Below are 16,116 nucleotides of genomic sequence, written 5' to 3'. Positions count from 1 at the left end.
TAGGCAACAAAGGTTGGCCTATGAATTTTAAGGCCGCCGTTTTCGCGACGCCTCAAACAACCCGTGGTGGCTAGCTCATCCAAGCGCTGCAGCGTTCCCGGGAGCTGGTTTGATTGAATCTTTCTTGAAGAATAAGGCCATGTGTGTCGACCCGGCGCACAACATCATCATGAGAACCAAGACAGCGCCGAACATTGGAGTTACTCGAGTGTGACACGCTGTCTTCTACATCCTACCATCATGAACTCGACCTTGACGTTAAGATCGATAATCCATTGCTTCGCAATAAAGAGAAAGCAAAATATGTGCCAACTACGCAGTATCGGTTAAAGAAGAGCCTATTTCCACCGTTCAACTATTTAGGTGAGGATGGGGTGCAGGACCGAACATTCCGTGTCGGGAATCCGACAAAACTGAGCGCCCGTTGACCGGTTTTCGGCGTCGTCTTAGGAAACCTCCGCCAGTTATTCGCCTGGCGCAAGCTTGCAGCGCAGGGTGCGCTGACTAGCGCCTCCTCGGCAAGAAGACGATGGAAGGCGAAATCCTCAAGGAAGTGCTCGAGATAGTATCAGGGTCAAAAAACACCTGTTGCGCTCGCTCTCGTTGCCGAAGGATGTTTCGCGATGACGGCAGTGTGCGAGACCTTGGGTATTGCCCGATCCAATATTGCGGAACGTGTGAAACAACGTCATTCCAGAGCCCAAGGGCGGCCGCCGCTCGCCGATCAGGAACTGGTGGATGAGATCAAGACGATCATCGACGGCATGCCGACCTACGGATATCGCTGGGTTCACGCGACCCTGCGCCGTAACGCCCTCAACCAAAACCGCCCATGGCCGAATGCCAAGCGCGTCTACCGGGTGCTGAAGGTTCACGGGATGCTGCTTCAGCGTCATACCGGCGCGATCGGCACTCGCCGCCACGATGGCCGTGTCGCTGTCGAGCAATCCAACCTGCGTTGGTGTTTTGACGGGTTCGAAATCGGCTGCGACAACAAGGAAACGGTCCGCGTGGCCTTCGCTCTCGACTGCTGCGATCGCGAGGCCATTGCACATGTCGCGACCACCGAAGGCATCAAGAGCGAGGACGTTCAGGACGTTGTTATTACCGCCGTCGAAAACCGTTTCGGTCGCATCAATACCCTTCCAAAGCCCATAGAATGGCTCACTGACAACGGCTCCTGCTTCATCGCAAAGGATACGAAAGCGCTGCTCATCGATATCGGCATGGAGCCTTGCTCGACACCCGCTCGAAGCCCGCAGTCGAATGGTATGGCCGAAGCCTTCGTCAAAACCTTCAAGCGGGACTACGTCTCGGTCAACCCGTTACCGGACGCCGCAACCGTCATCACTCAACTGCCTTTTTGGTTCGAACACTACAACACCCGTCACCCGCATTGGGGTATCGGTCGCCTCGTGAGTTCCTAAACCGTCAAACAGAAACCTGATCCTGTCCGGTTTTTATGGGGCAACTCCAACGACGCGTTGCGCCTGCAAGTCGCCCCTGCGGCTGCGCGATCCGTAGACGAGCCCCGGTGCCCCCAAACCACAATCGATGCCTTCGCCTGATCGCTTTGGCTCTGCCATGCCTCCAGAGTCAAGCATAGCTTTACACGCTTGAGTGAACGGATTTCTCCAGAATATCCAGGCCACGCTGCAAGGCCTGCCGTTCAGTTGTCAATGGAGGAAGAAGCTTAACAACGTGATCTTCCGCGCCACATCGCTCTACTACAAGCCCGTCTTCAAAGGCTTTACGCACGATTTGCGCCGCCAATTTGCCCGTACTGCAGTCGAGCCCCACCATCATGCCCCTTCCACGTACGGTAATGTTGGAATTTCGGTTGCTTTGGGCGACTTGCTGAAGGCGCTCTCTCAGAATGCATCCTTTTTCGACAACTTCTCTAGATAGCTTTTCATTTGTCCAGTATTTTCGCAAAGCAGCGGTCGCTGTCACGAGTGCGAGATTGTTGCCCCTAAAGGTTCCGCTGTGTTCGCCTGGTTGCCAGACGTCAAATTCGGGTTTGAGCAGCAAGAGTGACAGCGGCAGCCCACAACCGCTGAGAGACTTCGACAAAAGAACGATGTCTGGAGAAATGTCCGCAAACTCAAAGCTGAAAAAATCGCCAGTTCGTCCGCAGCCCGCCTGAATGTCATCAATAATCAGGAGGATGCCGTTCTTCCTGCAAAGCCGCTCGAGCGACTGCAGCCAGTTTCTGCTCGCAGGATTGATGCCGCCTTCACCCTGAACGGTTTCAAGAATAACGGCCGCCGGCAAATCGACCCCACTGCTACCGTCGACAAGCACTTTGTCTAAATATTCCGTAGTATCCCGATCAGGGCCCCAATAACCGTCGTAAGGCATGAACACCGCGCCGAAAGGAGGAAAACCTGCCGCGTCTCGGAAGTATCGATTACCAGTTACTGCAAGCGCGCCCAGGCTCACCCCATGATAACCGTTGGTGAATGAGACGATGCTGTGGCGTCCAGTGACCTTGCGTGCAAGTTTCAAAGCTGCCTCGACGGCGTTGGCGCCAGTGGGACCCACAAACTGATATTTGTATGTGAGATCACGCGGGCGCAAAATCAGCTCGTCAAAAAGCTCCATAAACTCTCTTTTCGCTGACGTAGCCATGTCTAACGCATGGATAACCCGATTTGACTGCAGGTACTCCACGGCAGCACTTAGGATGTACGAATCGTTGTGACCGTAGTTAAGGGCACTCGCGCCGGAAAGAAAATCAATGAACGCACAACCATTTTCGTCTTCGAGGATGGCTCCTGCCGCTTTCGTGAACACCACGGGGAATGATCGTGAATAGGATCGCACGTTCGATTCGAAGGTTTCAAAAGCAAATAGGGAATTGGAAATGCGGTCATTACTCACGATTATTTCCTCAACCAGATGCCATGACCCAGCGCCTGCACCCTTGACGCCAATTACCGCGAAATCTCAGCAACGCCTCGAAATCCGGCGTCCCTTTGGAAAGTTTCCGCAACTCTATATGACCATTGCTAACTGTGCTCCTACCTAGAATGATAGTGTTCCTATTTGCTTATTATTGGCCTGTCGCAGGAAAACAGAGCTGCGGCAGTGGCGGCACTGCCGCCTAGAGACGAACAATCGCCTCCTACAGCTCGATAAATCCGAGATTTATTGCCTTAATAGCCGCGACCGTTCTACTGGCAGCGTCCAACTTTCGCATGACGTTTTTAATGTGAAAATTAACAGTGTTTTCGGATATACTCATAATAATTCCTATGTCCCATGACGACTTTCCCCGTGCTACCCAGAGAATACATTCTTTCTCCCTAAGCGAGAGCTCAGGCACTTTCTCCATGGGATTCGAATCCGCGACATTTGCAAGTCTCAGATGGAAATGTATCGCCGCAAGTTGTAAGTAGGCGATTGCCCTGTGGTGGTATTCACGCTCAATTTGCTGGGCAAAGCTCATGATGGCGAAGCTTCCAGCCGAGCTGCGCAAGGGAATAGTAATGCCTGACCTTACGCCAAAGCTTGCAGCCTCGTCGAAGATACGCCGTTCGTTTGGAGTTGTGCTAGGGCCAACGTATGCCTCCCTCCACTGGATAGGGCCTGATCGCATTCGACTTTCCTTGATAATGGGAGCTTTCCGATCATAACCCATTTCGAGACATCGCTTCTGCCATTCATCAGGATAGTTCAGGATCTCAAGTGCAGGGCGTCGAACCGGCTGTAAAACCCTGCGCTCGATTGTAAGAGGACCGTAGGCTATCCACGTACAGCCGAAATTCAGAGCGAAAGCTGATAAGTGCTCAAATAACTGTTTAGACTGAGCGATGCCATGTGTCTGGTCAAGAAATCGGCCGAACTGGACTGCAAATTCCCCTCTGTTTATAGCTTGAGAAGGCGGCGAGAGGTCCGAGGAAATCACATCGGCAACTTGGCCGGTCTGCTTACTCACTTGAGTGGAACCGCAACCGTCCCTAAACAATCGATTCTCGCTCTCGGTCAAATAATGGCACGCCATTTTGTCGTCAGTGCGTGACGTCGCTGGCCCTGAGCGGCCACGGCTCTCCGAGCCTTCGGCGAACGTTATCGCTAAAGCTTTGAAAGCGGGCTGTGGAAGAGCTGACATCGTGCTTTCCTCCCGTTTTTTCCGAGGGCTCGGAATTCCGTAGTTCAAGAGTCGTGCCAATCTTGCTGAAAAGAACCCCCACAGAGCCTCTACCAATTTTTTTAGCCGTTTATGTAAAATGCAGCAGCAAAGCAGCCGAGTACGCCGCGCTCAGGCTGGACAAACCTGACAATAGTGTCTGTTGTGAGTCCCCAACTTCGCGACGTTCTATGTATGAAAGTGCTCGAAGAAAGAAGGAATCAACTCGGTGGTTTGGCATACGCGCAATTTTGTGTCAGGCACCAAGCTTTGCATTTCGAAAACAGGGACCGCATCTGGGGCATCAAAGATTGCGTGCGCGGAAGGAAAAGCGTTGGGCGAGGTTCTTCAAATGCGGCACTCAAAATCTGGCTGTATGGATGTCGTTGTTCACCGTCATTTCGCTCGGATCGGCACACATGACATAGATTGGATGACCGTGAAACCCAAAGGCTGCTTCAAAGAACTCCGGATCGTCATGCGAGCGACGTTGCCGCCTCCGCGCAATCCTCCGAACTAACGCCGCGTCAAATTTATAAACGCCGACGAGGCTCAAATCTGCAGACCCACTTTCATTGCTGTCGGAGCCTTCGGGTATAATTGCTGTAAGGCGTTGCGCTTTGCCCGTCAGCACTCGTAGCGATCGTTTACCGAGTAACTGGCCAACAACCACAATGTTGCGATATGATGACCGCACCAAGCGCTCCAGCATCGTGAAACTGATCGCCATATCCTCGGTAAATATCAGAACGACCCCATTGACGTCAGCAACTTCCTCTGCCGTTGCCACGTCAATAAGGCGTCCCGGATATGGCGTGCGCAGTGGGCGTACGCGGAGTTCCATACCATACAGCTCGTGACAGAAACGATGGTCGACCTCGCCCATGCCTCCTAGTCCAAGGATAATCGTCTTTTGCACGCCAACACGTGCCAATTGAGATAATAAACGTTGCAGAACGGACGTGCCGCCGACCATAACTGCGCGCGCTGAGAAGCGCTCTTTTGCAGTTAATTTAATATGTCGGGGGCCTGGGATAACGATCGCACATTTCTCCATTAGCAGTGCCCTCGGACTGTGCACATACGATAAGACTAACTCTGCATCGTCCTCGATCCACTCCCTAATCAGATAGTTGACTGGGCGGTGGATCAGCGCCTCTTCGAGGCTCATGTCCAAACGCTGTGCGCAGCCATCGGCGACGGCGAAAGCATCATAGATCCTCAAGCCGAATAGATGGTCCGCATCAAGGGTGCATGGCTGTTCTCCTGCCGCTGACACATCCATTTCTTCGCCAAACCGAAAGCGCGTATTAGTGCGAAGTCGCTGGCTTCAGATTCAGTTTGAGTATTTTTTGCTTTAGTGGCAAAGCGCCCAAGTCCGAGATTTCGAACATGTGCGCTCAGTGTTACAGCCATGGGATTGTTTCAAAACAATCTTTTCGTTGGCACGACGCGTGCACGGTTATCTGCAAAATCGCCGACTGATGAGTGAACTCCCTCCAGGATCAAACCCATTCGTTGACGTGCCGTAATGGAAGGCTTCGGCGCAAGCCGCAATTCAACAAACTTGATTTTGGAGATAAGCGCAAACTCTGTTGGCGAAAAAACCTGAAGGTCGGCCGAACTTTCATTCGAGGATTTCACGCGATGTCGAAGGACGATACCAATCGGGATTTCCACTCAGCGGCGGTGCTGATCAATGCACCAGACGATTGCTCTGGTCAGTTCTTGGAATGCGCATGTAAGTACATCAATACCAGCCATGGGAACGCCCTTGCCAAACACTTGCAAGAGGCGACGCCAGATGTGGTGTTTCTTGGGATGCATTTCTCTGACGTTGAGACGCAGACGCTCTGTATTCGCCTGCGTCTTTCTCGGGCGCGGTCAATGTCGATCATTGCGATTGCGGAGGTTGCTGATGAAGTAACTCAACAAGACAGGCTCGCCTTCGATGACAATGAGCATGTTAGCCGATCGCGAGAGATAGCGCTCACAAGCATCCGCAGAATCTTGGAAGGCTCGTGTCGGAGTTCCATTCCAAGGCATCAAGAACTGCTTGCCTTTCAGGACATTGAATTGGATGTGGCCACGCATCGTGTGCGCCGAAACGGCCGGACGATTCATCTCGCTCCAACCCAGTTCCGCCTGCTGGAGCACTTTATGAGAAACCCATACCGGGCGTACTCGCGAGATGAACTAAAGAATGCAGCTTGGCCGCATACCGTTCATATCGGGCCTCGCACCATCGATGTTCACATTGGTAACTTGCGCGCGGCCCTAAATAGGGACAGCGACCGCGATCTGATACGGACTGTAAGATCTGTTGGCTACGCGCTTTCCGAGAAATCGGATTCGTAATTGCGGGATCGGCCTGAACCTGGCCGTGTCTGCGGCGCCAATTTGGCTGCGTCTTGATCAGTCAAAATAGGCGCACCCAATAGAGTAGGCATTGTGATTAAAACAGTGCTTGATTTTGGCGTTTTCGGCGGAGGATTTTTTGCTTGCCAACGGTATGGCAATGTCGCTGATAGTAGCGGATTTTCATATTGCTGAGATTGGAAAAAGGGCTGCACCCGCAGTACTATTGCTTGTTGGCGCATCCATGGAACCTTCAATTTTCAGGGCCCGCATGAGACTATTTCGTACGGGATCAGCCGGTGCGAAACGTGTAGCTGTAAGCATTGATTGCCGGCGCGCCGCCGAGATGCACGTAAAGAATCCTGGATCCTTCTGAAAAGAAGCCTTCGCTGATGAGATTTATCATCCCTTGCATTGATTTTCCCTCGTAGACGGGATCAGTGATTATGCCTTCCAGCCGCGCGCAAAGGCGGATGGCCTCGTTCGTTTCCTCGGAAGGAATGCCATAACGGGGGTGCGCATAGTCCGCGAGCAATACCACATCATCGTTGGCGATTTCCCTTCCGAGTTCGACGAGCTTTGCAGTTTGGCGGGCAATGTCGAGCACTTGCGACTGGGCTTGGAGTGGGGTTGCCGAAGCATCGATACCGATCACATTGCGCTGTCGCCCATCCTTGGCGAACCCGACGACCATGCCGGCTTGCGTTGAGCCCGTCACCGTACAGACTACGATGTAGTCAAAGGCGAAACCAAGCTGATTCTCCTGCGCGCGAACTTCCTCGGCAAAGCCCACATAGCCGAGACCGCCATATTTGTGGACAGAGGCCCCCGCTGGGATCGCATAGGGTCTGCCGCCCTTTTGCTTGACGTCGTCGAGCGCCCGTTCCCAACTGCTGCGGATGCCGATATTGAAGCCGTCATCGACCAGCCGCACCTCTGCTCCCATGATCCGGCTTAAGAGGATATTGCCAACGCGATCGTATACAGCGTCCTCATATGGTACCCAATCCTCTTGCACCAGAAGGCATTTCATGCCGATCTTGGCAGCAACCGCGGCGACCATACGCGTATGGTTGGACTGCACGCCACCAATGGAGACAAGCGTATCGGCATTGGACGCGATTGCGTCTGGAATGATGTATTCGAGTTTGCGGAGCTTGTTGCCGCCGAACGCCAGACCCGAGTTACAGTCCTCGCGCTTCGCATAGATCTCCACCTTGCCTCCTAAATACTCGCTGAGGCGGTCAAGCTTTTCGATAGGCGTAGGACCGAAGGTAAGGGGATATCGTTCGAAATTTTTCAGCATCTTCTCTCCAATGTGGCCTTAAATCGAAGTCGGTCATGCACGATCCTTAAGCTACTGACGGCACTCTCCTGAGTTCCGAAGATTCCACTGTCCCCTCGCCTTCATTGGTCATCGAGACGACGCAACCCGAAGGCCAGTGCTCTGCGCTTCAGCGTCAACGCGACCGAACAGCAATAAACTCTTCAGGTTGCGACACCGTGGAAGCGATCGCCGACGGGTCATCTCGTGTAGTTGCTCCAATAACGTCATGCTCGATGAGCAATATCTCTTCCGAGTAGCCCGAGGCTCACAACTGATCCATTCCCGGCCCTCAAGGGCATCAAACCGCACCAGCAAGCCAAGCTGGAGGACATCGGAGTAGTTCAGTCTTTCTTTTCGCAATGCTCCGGCCGGTAGCGCATTGCCTCGAGATCATCGAACCGCAAAACCCGCCGGCTCCTCTTTGAAGCGCAACACGCTCGCCACATCAGGAAGAGCACGCTTGCGAAATAGACCACCTGAAGAAGGAGCCAAATAATCAGCGTCGTGACCATTGCTCTGAGAATGGAATGTGAAACGAGGTAAGTGCCTAGAAGGCTGACGCACGTGATTAGTTGCAGGAGGCGACAAAAAATTGCAAAAGGCACCGTCGTTCTCCAGGTTTATGCGCCAGCACATGAAGCGAGCTTGTCAGCCGCTATATGAAGCTGACAGTTCTTCGGGCAGACGCGAACGCAGGCGCCGCAGCCGATACAGCGCCCTTCCTGGTCCACGACCATGATCATACGACTGAGCTCGCCATCGAAGTCGTCGTCTTCGTCATCGCAGATGCCAAGGATTTCACCCGCTTCATCGGCGCCGTAAAGGTGCATGACGTCGCGCGAGCAAACCTTGAAACAGCGTCCGCAGCCGATGCAAGTTTTGCCATCAATGTTGGTCAGATACTCCGGCATCCAGTTGGATCCATCGCGGGTAACGAAAGACCCCGTCATCGGGAATCCTCCAATACCGCGAGCTCCTTCTTCGCCGCGTTCAGCTCGGCGAATGCGTCGAACGTTTTTTCTGCGATCGTCTTGATTTTAGGCCAGTTGACCGGGAGGTCCTCGGCAAGGTCGTGCAACTCCATTTTCGCAGTTGCCGCTCGTGACTGGAGTTTACGGACCTTCTTAAGCTGCTCCACAATGTCTGACATTATCTTTTTCCTCGAAAAGCCCGATTTCATGGCGCCCGCGCCACGTCGGGATAGGCTTTGATGGCGACGATCGCATCATCGACCAATTTCGTGCCGGCCTCGGCGAGTTTGCGAAGCGTCTCGAAGCCGAACCGATGCACGTCTCGGAGCGTCTTCGACAAGACGACCAAGCGCCCTGTCGTGAGAACCACTCGCCCGAAACCCTCGGGGTTCATCGTCACGATCGAGGAGGCGACGAGACCGGAGTGTCCCTCAATTTCAAGCCCAACACAGGTGTAAAAGATCTGAAGCCTCCAAATCACGTCCGGATCGGGGTCCCCGATAATCGGCATCTGCCGGCGCTGCTCCTTCGTCACAATGAAATCGGCAAGCAGGTCGGTGTCCGATTTTCCGTCCCACGACCCATGAGCATCCTGCGCCCTCACCAAGCGAACCAGGCGCTTGATGAACGGCGTTGTCATTGCGTCGCTATCATCATTTGCGACTGCGTTCGCGAGGTTGCTGGGCGAAGTCATCGCCGATCTCCTTTAATCCTCATCGTCGAAGAACGGCTTGGCGAGACCCATCCCGGCGTCGGCAAGCACCTTGCGCAGCCATGGCGGCGGGGCAGTTTTCAGCATGGTCTGGGTGCGCGTCAGGACCTCCTCAATGGACGATGGCTCCGGCACCTTGATCGGATGGATTTTCGCCGCGACGACCTTCGCGGCGGAGGGGCCGCCGATCGCCAGGCAGAACAGCAGATGACATCCCTTCAACGCCTCGACCCTCATCGTGATGCGATCAGTGCCGCCGTCATTCGTGTGCTTGCCGCTTTCGTCAGTTGCTTCGCCAAAATCGACGGCTTCGACGATTTCCCAACCGGCCGGGGTGACGTCATAGACAGCAAAAAGCTTGGCAGATCCGAAATGTGCGTTCAGCCTCTTCAGGTCCTGCGTCGCGATCGCAATGCGCAGAACTCCCTTCGGGCATTCTGGGGCAGGTACCGGTCCATCATCAGTGACGAGTGAAAGTCGTCGGACAGCGGTCATTTTTTGCCTCCATATCTTGCAAGGGATTGAGCGCTTCGGGGCTCGGCCGGCGGCAGTTCGACTGGAAAATGTTGGCGGCCTCGAACAGGAAGTTGCGCGCGCCCTCGTAGAGAATGGTTTTCTTATGTTGGCTGCCCAGCCGGTCGAAGATCGGAAAGCCGACCCTCATCAGCGGCACGCCAAGGCGCTCGGCCGCCTGACGGCCATGGGAATGGGTCACGATCAAGTCACCGCCAGCGTGACGCGCCATGGTTTCCAGATCGGAAAGGTCACCGACCTGCACAGCGTCGGCTGGCACCTTCTGCAGAATGCAGCTGGTGCCGGTTGTCGCTACCGCCGCGACTATTTCAGCGCCCATACCCTTGAAGAACGTCGCAAGTTGAAAGAGATGATCTGGCTCTGCGGCAATCGCGATACGCTTGCCACCGAAATGAAAATGACCGTCGAGGAGTGCGTCCTGCAATTGTGCGCGGCGCCGCCGCACCGTGGCCGGCACAGGATTGCCGGCGATCATCGCCAGCATGGTCATGAAACGGTCGATTGCCTTTAAGCCGACAAGCTGCTCGAAGAGGACATAAGGCACGCCGGTCTTGGCCTGCAGCGCCGCGGCGGCCGTGCGCATATGCTCGCCGATCGCAATCGCCTGGAAGCAGGTGCCGAGTTCACGGATTTCCTCGACCTTCGTGCCGCCGTAGGTGGTCGGCACCCATCGATCGTCAGGAACCGTACCGTCGAGCGAACCAGAGACGTCCGGCAGGATCACCGGCTTGAGACCAAAGCTTTCGACCGTTTCGCGCAGAAGTTCAATATCGGCGACCGTCAGGTGCCAACCGGGGAGGATCGCAATCTTCTTCAGATCACGGGACCGCCCGCCCGGGGTCGTAATGCCTTCGATCATGGAGGTGACGGCCTTTGCCCAACCCTCCTCGATCGCACCGTCGAAATCCGGTGTACTCGCTAGCACGACCTCGGTACCTTCAAGCTCTTCGGCACGCTCCGACTTGATATTGGCAAGATCGCCCTCGAAATTTTCGCCGCGGGTCTCGACCAGCGCCGTCGTGCAGATCCCGATTAGCTTCGGTTTGGCGCGTTTTTTTAGATTAAGAAGCGCCTCTTCCAGATTGCCGGCGCCGCCGAGGATCGTCGCCACTGCGTCCATCGCCGTCGTCTGGAGGGGGATCGCTTCCTTGAAATGGCGCACGAAGAGCACGAGCGCGAAGCTGGTGCAGCCTTGGCTGCCGTGGAACAACGGTATGGCGCCTTCGACGCCAAGATAGGCCAAGGCCGCGCCGAGCGGCTGCGACGACTTCAGCGGGTTGACCGCCGCCGACTTGGTCTGCGGGAGAGTGCATGCCATCAGCTTTCCTCACCAGTTGCGGAAGCCACTGGCGAGAGTGGCGACGGCGCCCTTGTAGGGCAGAAAGTTTCGGTCTCACCCTGCCCGCTTGGCACTCGAGCCTCCGGTACAGGTGGGCATTCCCAGGGTGCCGGCTCTCGCACCTCACTCCAGATCGGATTGTGAATGGCAAGATCGATCTGGCGAACGAGCTCGACCATACCGTCATAGCCGGCATAGGGGTGGTGGCGTTCCTGGTTGATATCGAGCCAAGGCGTTTTGGCCTTCAGCGCGATGAATTGCGTGCGCCCGCCCGACAACATGATGTCGGCCTTGCCTTCTGCGAGAAAGTCGTAGAGCTCGCTCGGTCGCATCGATTCGAAGATATGGTTGTCGTCCTTCAGAATCTGTTTGATGCGTTCCTTGTCTTCGGCCGTCGACTTCTTGGTCGAGGTGCCGACAATTTCGACGCCGATTTCCATCAGCGCATGGGCGACCGACCAGGCCTTCACACCCCCGGTATTGAGGAGCACGCGCTTGCCTTGAAGCCGCGGACGGTATGCCGCGAGCTTTTTCCATGCAATCGCCTCCTGCTCCGCGATCAGAGCCTCGGTGCGCGCAAGAATTTCCGGATCGGCGCCCTTCTTCACGAGCAGCTCAGCGATCTGCCGCAGGGATTGCGACGTGTCGGTAATGCCGTAGAAGGAACCTTCGAAGAACGGAATATCCCAGAGTTCCTCCATCTTGCGGGCAAGATTTATGAGGGCGGTCGAGCACACCATCATCGCTGCCCGGGCACGATGCGCCGAGGCTATGTCACGATAACGCGCGTCACCGGGGATGCAGGCGCGCACGCGAATGCCGAGCCGGTCGAGAAGCGGCTTTACCAGCCAGAACTCGCCGGAGAGGTTGAATTCGCCGAGAATATTGATGTCGTAGGGACCGGCATCGTCGGGCTCCACGGTGCCGATGACATGATCGAGCAGCGTCTCGCCGGCGAGCTTGTTTCCAAGGTTCTTGGAGCCGGAAAAGCCGGGCGCATTGACGGGCACTACCGGCAGCCCGAATTTTTCCGCAGCACGCTTGCAGACGGCTTCAATGTCGTCGCCGATCAGCGCCGTAACGCATGTCGAATAGACGAAGATCGCCGGGGGCGCGTATGTTTCCTTGATCTCGCGGATCGCTTTGAAAAGCTTCCGCTCGCCGTGCCCCATCACGACGTCGAGTTCGGTAAGATCGGTGGTGAAGCTCGTGCGCCAGAGCGTCGGGCCGGACGAAGCCGTACCGCGGTTATCCCAGGAATTGCCTTCGCAGGCGAGCGTGCCATGAATGAGATGCGCGACGTCGGTGATCGGCTGCAGCACGATCTTTGCCCCGTCGAACGCGCAGCCGCCGGCTGCCGCCCCGGGAGTGAGCGGCTTGGAACAGCCCTTCTTGCGCATGCTGGCATCTTTGCCGCGGTTCGTCTCGCAAGCGGGCTCGTCGAAGACCTCCTGGATCCTGGCATCGAGCGAGCGCCTTGCGACGGTCTTGGATGCCGATCGCAAGGCGCTTGGCGGCGGAGCCGATCGTTTGCCGTTAGCGTGTGAGGTCATAGGAATAATCCGTGACACCTGTTTGGCTCGTCTCGCGGTCAAGTTCGTCGAATATCGTGTCGAGGATTGTCGTTAAGACACGCAGCCCGCCTTGGTAGCCCATCAGCGGGAAGCGATGGTGATGATGCCGGTCGAAAATCGGAAAGGTCAGGCGGATCAGCGGCGTGCCGGTGTCGCGCTCCAGATACTTGCCATAGGAATTGCCGATCAGGAGGTCCACCGGTTCGGTGAAGAGCAGCGAGCGCAGGGCCCAGAGGTCCTTGCCCGCCCAGACCTTGGCATCCTTTCCGAACGGCGAGGATGCCAGCAATGCCTTCATTTCGTCTTCCCAGGCAGATGTGCCGTTGGTGGCAAGGCAATGTATCGGCTCGCCGCCGGTTTCCATCACGAACCGGGCCACCGCATAGACAAAATCTGGATCGCCGTAGATCGCGTATTTCTTTCCGTGCAGCCAGGCTTGGCTGTCCGCCATGGCGTCGACGAGCCGCCCGCGCTCCAATCCGATCGCGGAAGGAATATCCTTGCCGGAAATCACCGAGATTTTCATCAGCAATTCGTCGGTCGCGGCGACGCCAATCGGATAATGGAAGGAAGCGGTCGGCTGTCCGAGCTCTTTGCAATATTCCAGCGTCTTGCGGGTGTTGTAGTGCTGCAGCGACAATGTCGCGTCGGCGCCAAGAGCTTCCTTGACGTCTCCGATCGTCGTGCCGCCATCATACATGCGATACATGCCGTCCGAGGGAGTATCGAACTGGTCGGATGCATCCTGGATGAGTGTATACGACACGCCCATGAGGTTGAGCAGGCGTTTGAGCTCGCGGTTGTTGCCGACGCAGAACCCGTCGAAGCCGGGAATGATGTTGATGCTGCCGTTCGGTTCCTTGCGCTCCCTGCCCTTCCAGAAGTGCTCCAGGATGCCCTTGACCATGCCGTCATAGCCGTCGACGTGGCTGCCGACGAAGGCGGGTGTGTGGGCGAAAGGAACATCGAAGTCGGAGGGGACCGAGCCTTCGTTCTTGGCGTTTTCGATGAAGCCGTGCAAATCGTCGCCGATAACCTCCGCCATGCAGGTGGTCGAGACGGCAATCATCGACGGGTCGTAGAGCGCATAGGTGTTGGCGAGCCCATCGACCATGTTCTTCAATCCGCCGAATACCGCGGCGTCTTCGGTCATGGAGGACGAAACCGCCGACGAAGGCTCCTTGAAATGTCGCGAAAGGTGCGACCTGTAATAGGCAACGCAGCCCTGGCTGCCATGGACGAAGGACATGGTCCGCTCGAAGCCCGCGGCCGCAAAGACGGCGCCGAGCGGCTGGCAGGCCTTGGCGGGATTTATCACGAGGGCTTCGCGGGCGAGATTTTTCTCCCTGTATTCCCAGGTCTTGGTGAACTCGCTTTGATCGGCAACGATCTGGTCCGGGTGCGGACATTCGAAATTCAGCTTCTTTTCGGCAAGCATTCGCCTGTATTCCGGCTCGCGGAACAGGGGCGCGTGGTCGAGAATTTTTTCGGCCGACTGCGGCATGGTATTCGCCTTTCTTTTCATCGTGCCGCACCGGTGGCGGCAAAGAACGTCGAGATGTTTGAGGTGTGCGGATCAAATCCGCGGCGAGAGCCTAGCCTGCCCCTGCTCCAAGACAGGCCAGGCCCTCATTCGGCCGCAACCGCCTCAGCCGGCGCGACCTTTTTCTTCCAGGGGGCGTGGTAGAGATCCCAGACTGGATTGTTGATGGCGAGGTCCATGTCTTTGGCAAAGATGGCAAAGCCGTCGTAGCCATGATACGGGCCGGAGTAATCCCACGAATGCATCTGGCGGAAAGGAATGCCCATCTTCTGCACCGGGTACTTTTCCTTGATACCGGAGCCAACGAGATCGGGGCGGATACCCTCGATGAACTTTTCCAGTTCATAACCGGTCACGTCGTCATAGATGAGCGTGCCTTTTTTCACGTAGTGTCCGGTGCGCTGATAGTCGTCGTTGTGGGCGAACTCGTAGCCGGTGCCGACGATCTCCATGCCGAGATCCTCGTAGGCCGTGACCACGTGACGAGGGCGCAAACCGCCGACGTAGAGCATCACTGTCTTGCCTTCGAGGCGGGGTCGGTATTTGGCAATGACGGCATCGACCAAAGGCCGGTACTTGGCGATGACTTTCTCGGTCTTTTCCTCGATTTCCGGCCCGAAATGCTTGGCGATCTTGCGTAAAGAGGCTTCGATCTGCGAGGGACCGAAGAAATTGTATTCCATCCACGGAATGGCGTACTTTTCCTCCATGTGCCGACAGATGTAGTTCATCGACCGGTAGCAGTGGATGAGGTTGAGTTTGGCCTTAGGCGCCCGCTCCAGTTCGGCAAGCGTTGCGTCTCCCGACCAGTTGGCGACCACGCGCAACCCCATCTCCTCCAGGAGGATGCGCGTGGCCCATGCGTCGCCGCCGATATTGTAATCGCCGACGACGTTGACGTCGTAAGGACCCGCCTCGAACTCGGCGTCGGTTTTGTCGAACACCCAGTCGCGGATGGAATCGTTGGCAATATGATGCCCAAGTGACTGCGATACGCCGCGGAAGCCCTCGCAGCGCACCGGCACGATCGTCTTTTCGTATTCCTTCGCCTTCTTGCGCGACACAGCCTCGATGTCGTCGCCAATCAGACCGATCGGGCATTCGGATTGGATGCTGACGCCCTTGTTCAGCGGGAATAATTCCTCGATCTCATCGATGATCTTGTCCAGCGTCTTGTCGCCGCCGAAAACGATGTCTTTTTCCTGGAAGTCGGAGGTGAACTGCATCGTCACGAAGGTGTCGATCCCTGTCGTGCCGACATAATAATTGCGACGCTGCGACCAGGAATAATGGCCGCACCCAACCGGTCCATGGGACAGGTGGACCATGTCCTTGATCGGGCCCCACACGACCCCTTTGGAGCCGGCATAGGCGCAGCCGCGGATCGTCATAACGCCTGGAATGGATTTGATATTCGATTTGACGCTGCATTCGGAAAGGACGTCGTCCTCCTGGTCGGTCGCCTCTCCGCCCGTTGCAACGCTGAGGTGCTTGTTGCGGCGCTTCGCCGCCTTGTCCGGATACTGCGACAGCACGTCAGCAATCAGCTTTTCATGCAATGTGCCGTCATTCTCGTAGTCGAGGCTCATAGGGCCTGCCCTCTTTTAAGGTTCGGATGACGCCTCG

The 16,116-nt window shown here is 56.0% G+C and carries 14 protein-coding genes and 1 pseudogene; 2 read left to right on the top strand and 13 right to left on the bottom strand.

The window, feature by feature from the left end; genetic code table 11:
- Positions 1-461: 461 nt before the first annotated feature.
- Positions 462-1,447 (top strand): annotated as a pseudogene (locus ACXHXG_RS19665) (IS3 family transposase); the annotation flags it as partial.
- Positions 1,448-1,608: 161 nt separating this feature from the next.
- Here the strand turns inward: ACXHXG_RS19665 and ectB are convergent.
- From ectB to ACXHXG_RS19650, 3 genes are all read right to left on the bottom strand, one after another.
- Positions 1,609-2,883 carry a diaminobutyrate--2-oxoglutarate transaminase gene (gene ectB / locus ACXHXG_RS19660; RefSeq protein WP_457900356.1) on the bottom strand — a complete coding sequence of 425 codons (1,275 nt, stop codon included), beginning with the start codon at positions 2,881-2,883 and terminating at the stop codon, positions 1,609-1,611.
- Positions 2,884-3,127: 244 nt separating this feature from the next.
- On the bottom strand, positions 3,128-4,114 hold the full coding sequence (locus tag ACXHXG_RS19655) for a helix-turn-helix transcriptional regulator (protein ID WP_457900355.1): 987 nt from the start codon (positions 4,112-4,114) through the stop codon (positions 3,128-3,130).
- Positions 4,115-4,493: 379 nt separating this feature from the next.
- Positions 4,494-5,417 (bottom strand): hypothetical protein, encoded by a 924-nt coding sequence (locus ACXHXG_RS19650; protein ID WP_457900354.1) that lies wholly within the window; start codon positions 5,415-5,417, stop codon positions 4,494-4,496.
- Between the two features lie 362 nt (positions 5,418-5,779).
- Here ACXHXG_RS19650 and ACXHXG_RS19645 point away from each other — a divergent pair, with 362 nt between their 5' ends.
- Positions 5,780-6,490, top strand: a complete 711-nt coding sequence (locus tag ACXHXG_RS19645) for a winged helix-turn-helix transcriptional regulator (protein ID WP_457900353.1) — start codon at positions 5,780-5,782, stop codon at positions 6,488-6,490.
- Positions 6,491-6,782: 292 nt separating this feature from the next.
- Here ACXHXG_RS19645 and ACXHXG_RS19640 read toward each other — a convergent pair whose 3' ends face one another.
- The 10 genes from ACXHXG_RS19640 to nifD form a co-directional block, all read right to left on the bottom strand.
- Positions 6,783-7,796 (bottom strand): 1-aminocyclopropane-1-carboxylate deaminase, encoded by a 1,014-nt coding sequence (locus ACXHXG_RS19640; RefSeq protein ID WP_457900352.1) that lies wholly within the window; start codon positions 7,794-7,796, stop codon positions 6,783-6,785.
- 362 nt (positions 7,797-8,158) lie between these two features.
- Positions 8,159-8,422 (bottom strand): exopolysaccharide production repressor protein, encoded by a 264-nt coding sequence (locus ACXHXG_RS19635; protein ID WP_457900351.1) that lies wholly within the window; start codon positions 8,420-8,422, stop codon positions 8,159-8,161.
- A 15-nt stretch (positions 8,423-8,437) separates the two neighbouring features.
- Positions 8,438-8,767 carry a ferredoxin III, nif-specific gene (gene fdxB / locus ACXHXG_RS19630; protein WP_457900350.1) on the bottom strand — a complete coding sequence of 110 codons (330 nt, stop codon included), beginning with the start codon at positions 8,765-8,767 and terminating at the stop codon, positions 8,438-8,440.
- Positions 8,764-8,967 carry a CCE_0567 family metalloprotein gene (locus ACXHXG_RS19625; RefSeq protein ID WP_457900349.1) on the bottom strand — a complete coding sequence of 68 codons (204 nt, stop codon included), beginning with the start codon at positions 8,965-8,967 and terminating at the stop codon, positions 8,764-8,766. The genes fdxB and ACXHXG_RS19625 overlap by 4 nt, the downstream gene beginning before the upstream one ends.
- Before the next feature lie 26 nt (positions 8,968-8,993).
- The gene (locus tag ACXHXG_RS19620) at positions 8,994-9,482 is read right to left on the bottom strand and encodes a NifX-associated nitrogen fixation protein (RefSeq protein ID WP_457900348.1); all 489 of its coding nucleotides are present in this window, start codon (positions 9,480-9,482) and stop codon (positions 8,994-8,996) included.
- A gap of 12 nt (positions 9,483-9,494) precedes the next feature.
- The gene (nifX, locus tag ACXHXG_RS19615) at positions 9,495-9,995 is read right to left on the bottom strand and encodes a nitrogen fixation protein NifX (RefSeq protein WP_457900347.1); all 501 of its coding nucleotides are present in this window, start codon (positions 9,993-9,995) and stop codon (positions 9,495-9,497) included.
- Positions 9,961-11,352: a nitrogenase iron-molybdenum cofactor biosynthesis protein NifN gene (nifN, locus tag ACXHXG_RS19610; RefSeq protein WP_457900346.1), complete on the bottom strand. Its 1,392-nt coding sequence runs from the start codon at positions 11,350-11,352 to the stop codon at positions 9,961-9,963. Before nifN ends, nifX begins: the two co-directional genes overlap by 35 nt.
- Positions 11,352-12,926 carry a nitrogenase iron-molybdenum cofactor biosynthesis protein NifE gene (nifE, locus tag ACXHXG_RS19605; protein ID WP_457900345.1) on the bottom strand — a complete coding sequence of 525 codons (1,575 nt, stop codon included), beginning with the start codon at positions 12,924-12,926 and terminating at the stop codon, positions 11,352-11,354. Before nifE ends, nifN begins: the two co-directional genes overlap by 1 nt.
- The gene (nifK, locus tag ACXHXG_RS19600) at positions 12,910-14,451 is read right to left on the bottom strand and encodes a nitrogenase molybdenum-iron protein subunit beta (protein ID WP_457900344.1); all 1,542 of its coding nucleotides are present in this window, start codon (positions 14,449-14,451) and stop codon (positions 12,910-12,912) included. Before nifK ends, nifE begins: the two co-directional genes overlap by 17 nt.
- 125 nt (positions 14,452-14,576) lie before the next feature.
- On the bottom strand, positions 14,577-16,079 hold the full coding sequence (nifD, locus tag ACXHXG_RS19595) for a nitrogenase molybdenum-iron protein alpha chain (RefSeq protein WP_457900343.1): 1,503 nt from the start codon (positions 16,077-16,079) through the stop codon (positions 14,577-14,579).
- Positions 16,080-16,116 lie beyond the last annotated feature (37 nt).

It is taken from the genome of Rhizobium sp. LEGMi-198b, from assembly GCF_054114205.1.
This window is presented reverse-complemented; position numbering and strand designations above follow the sequence as displayed.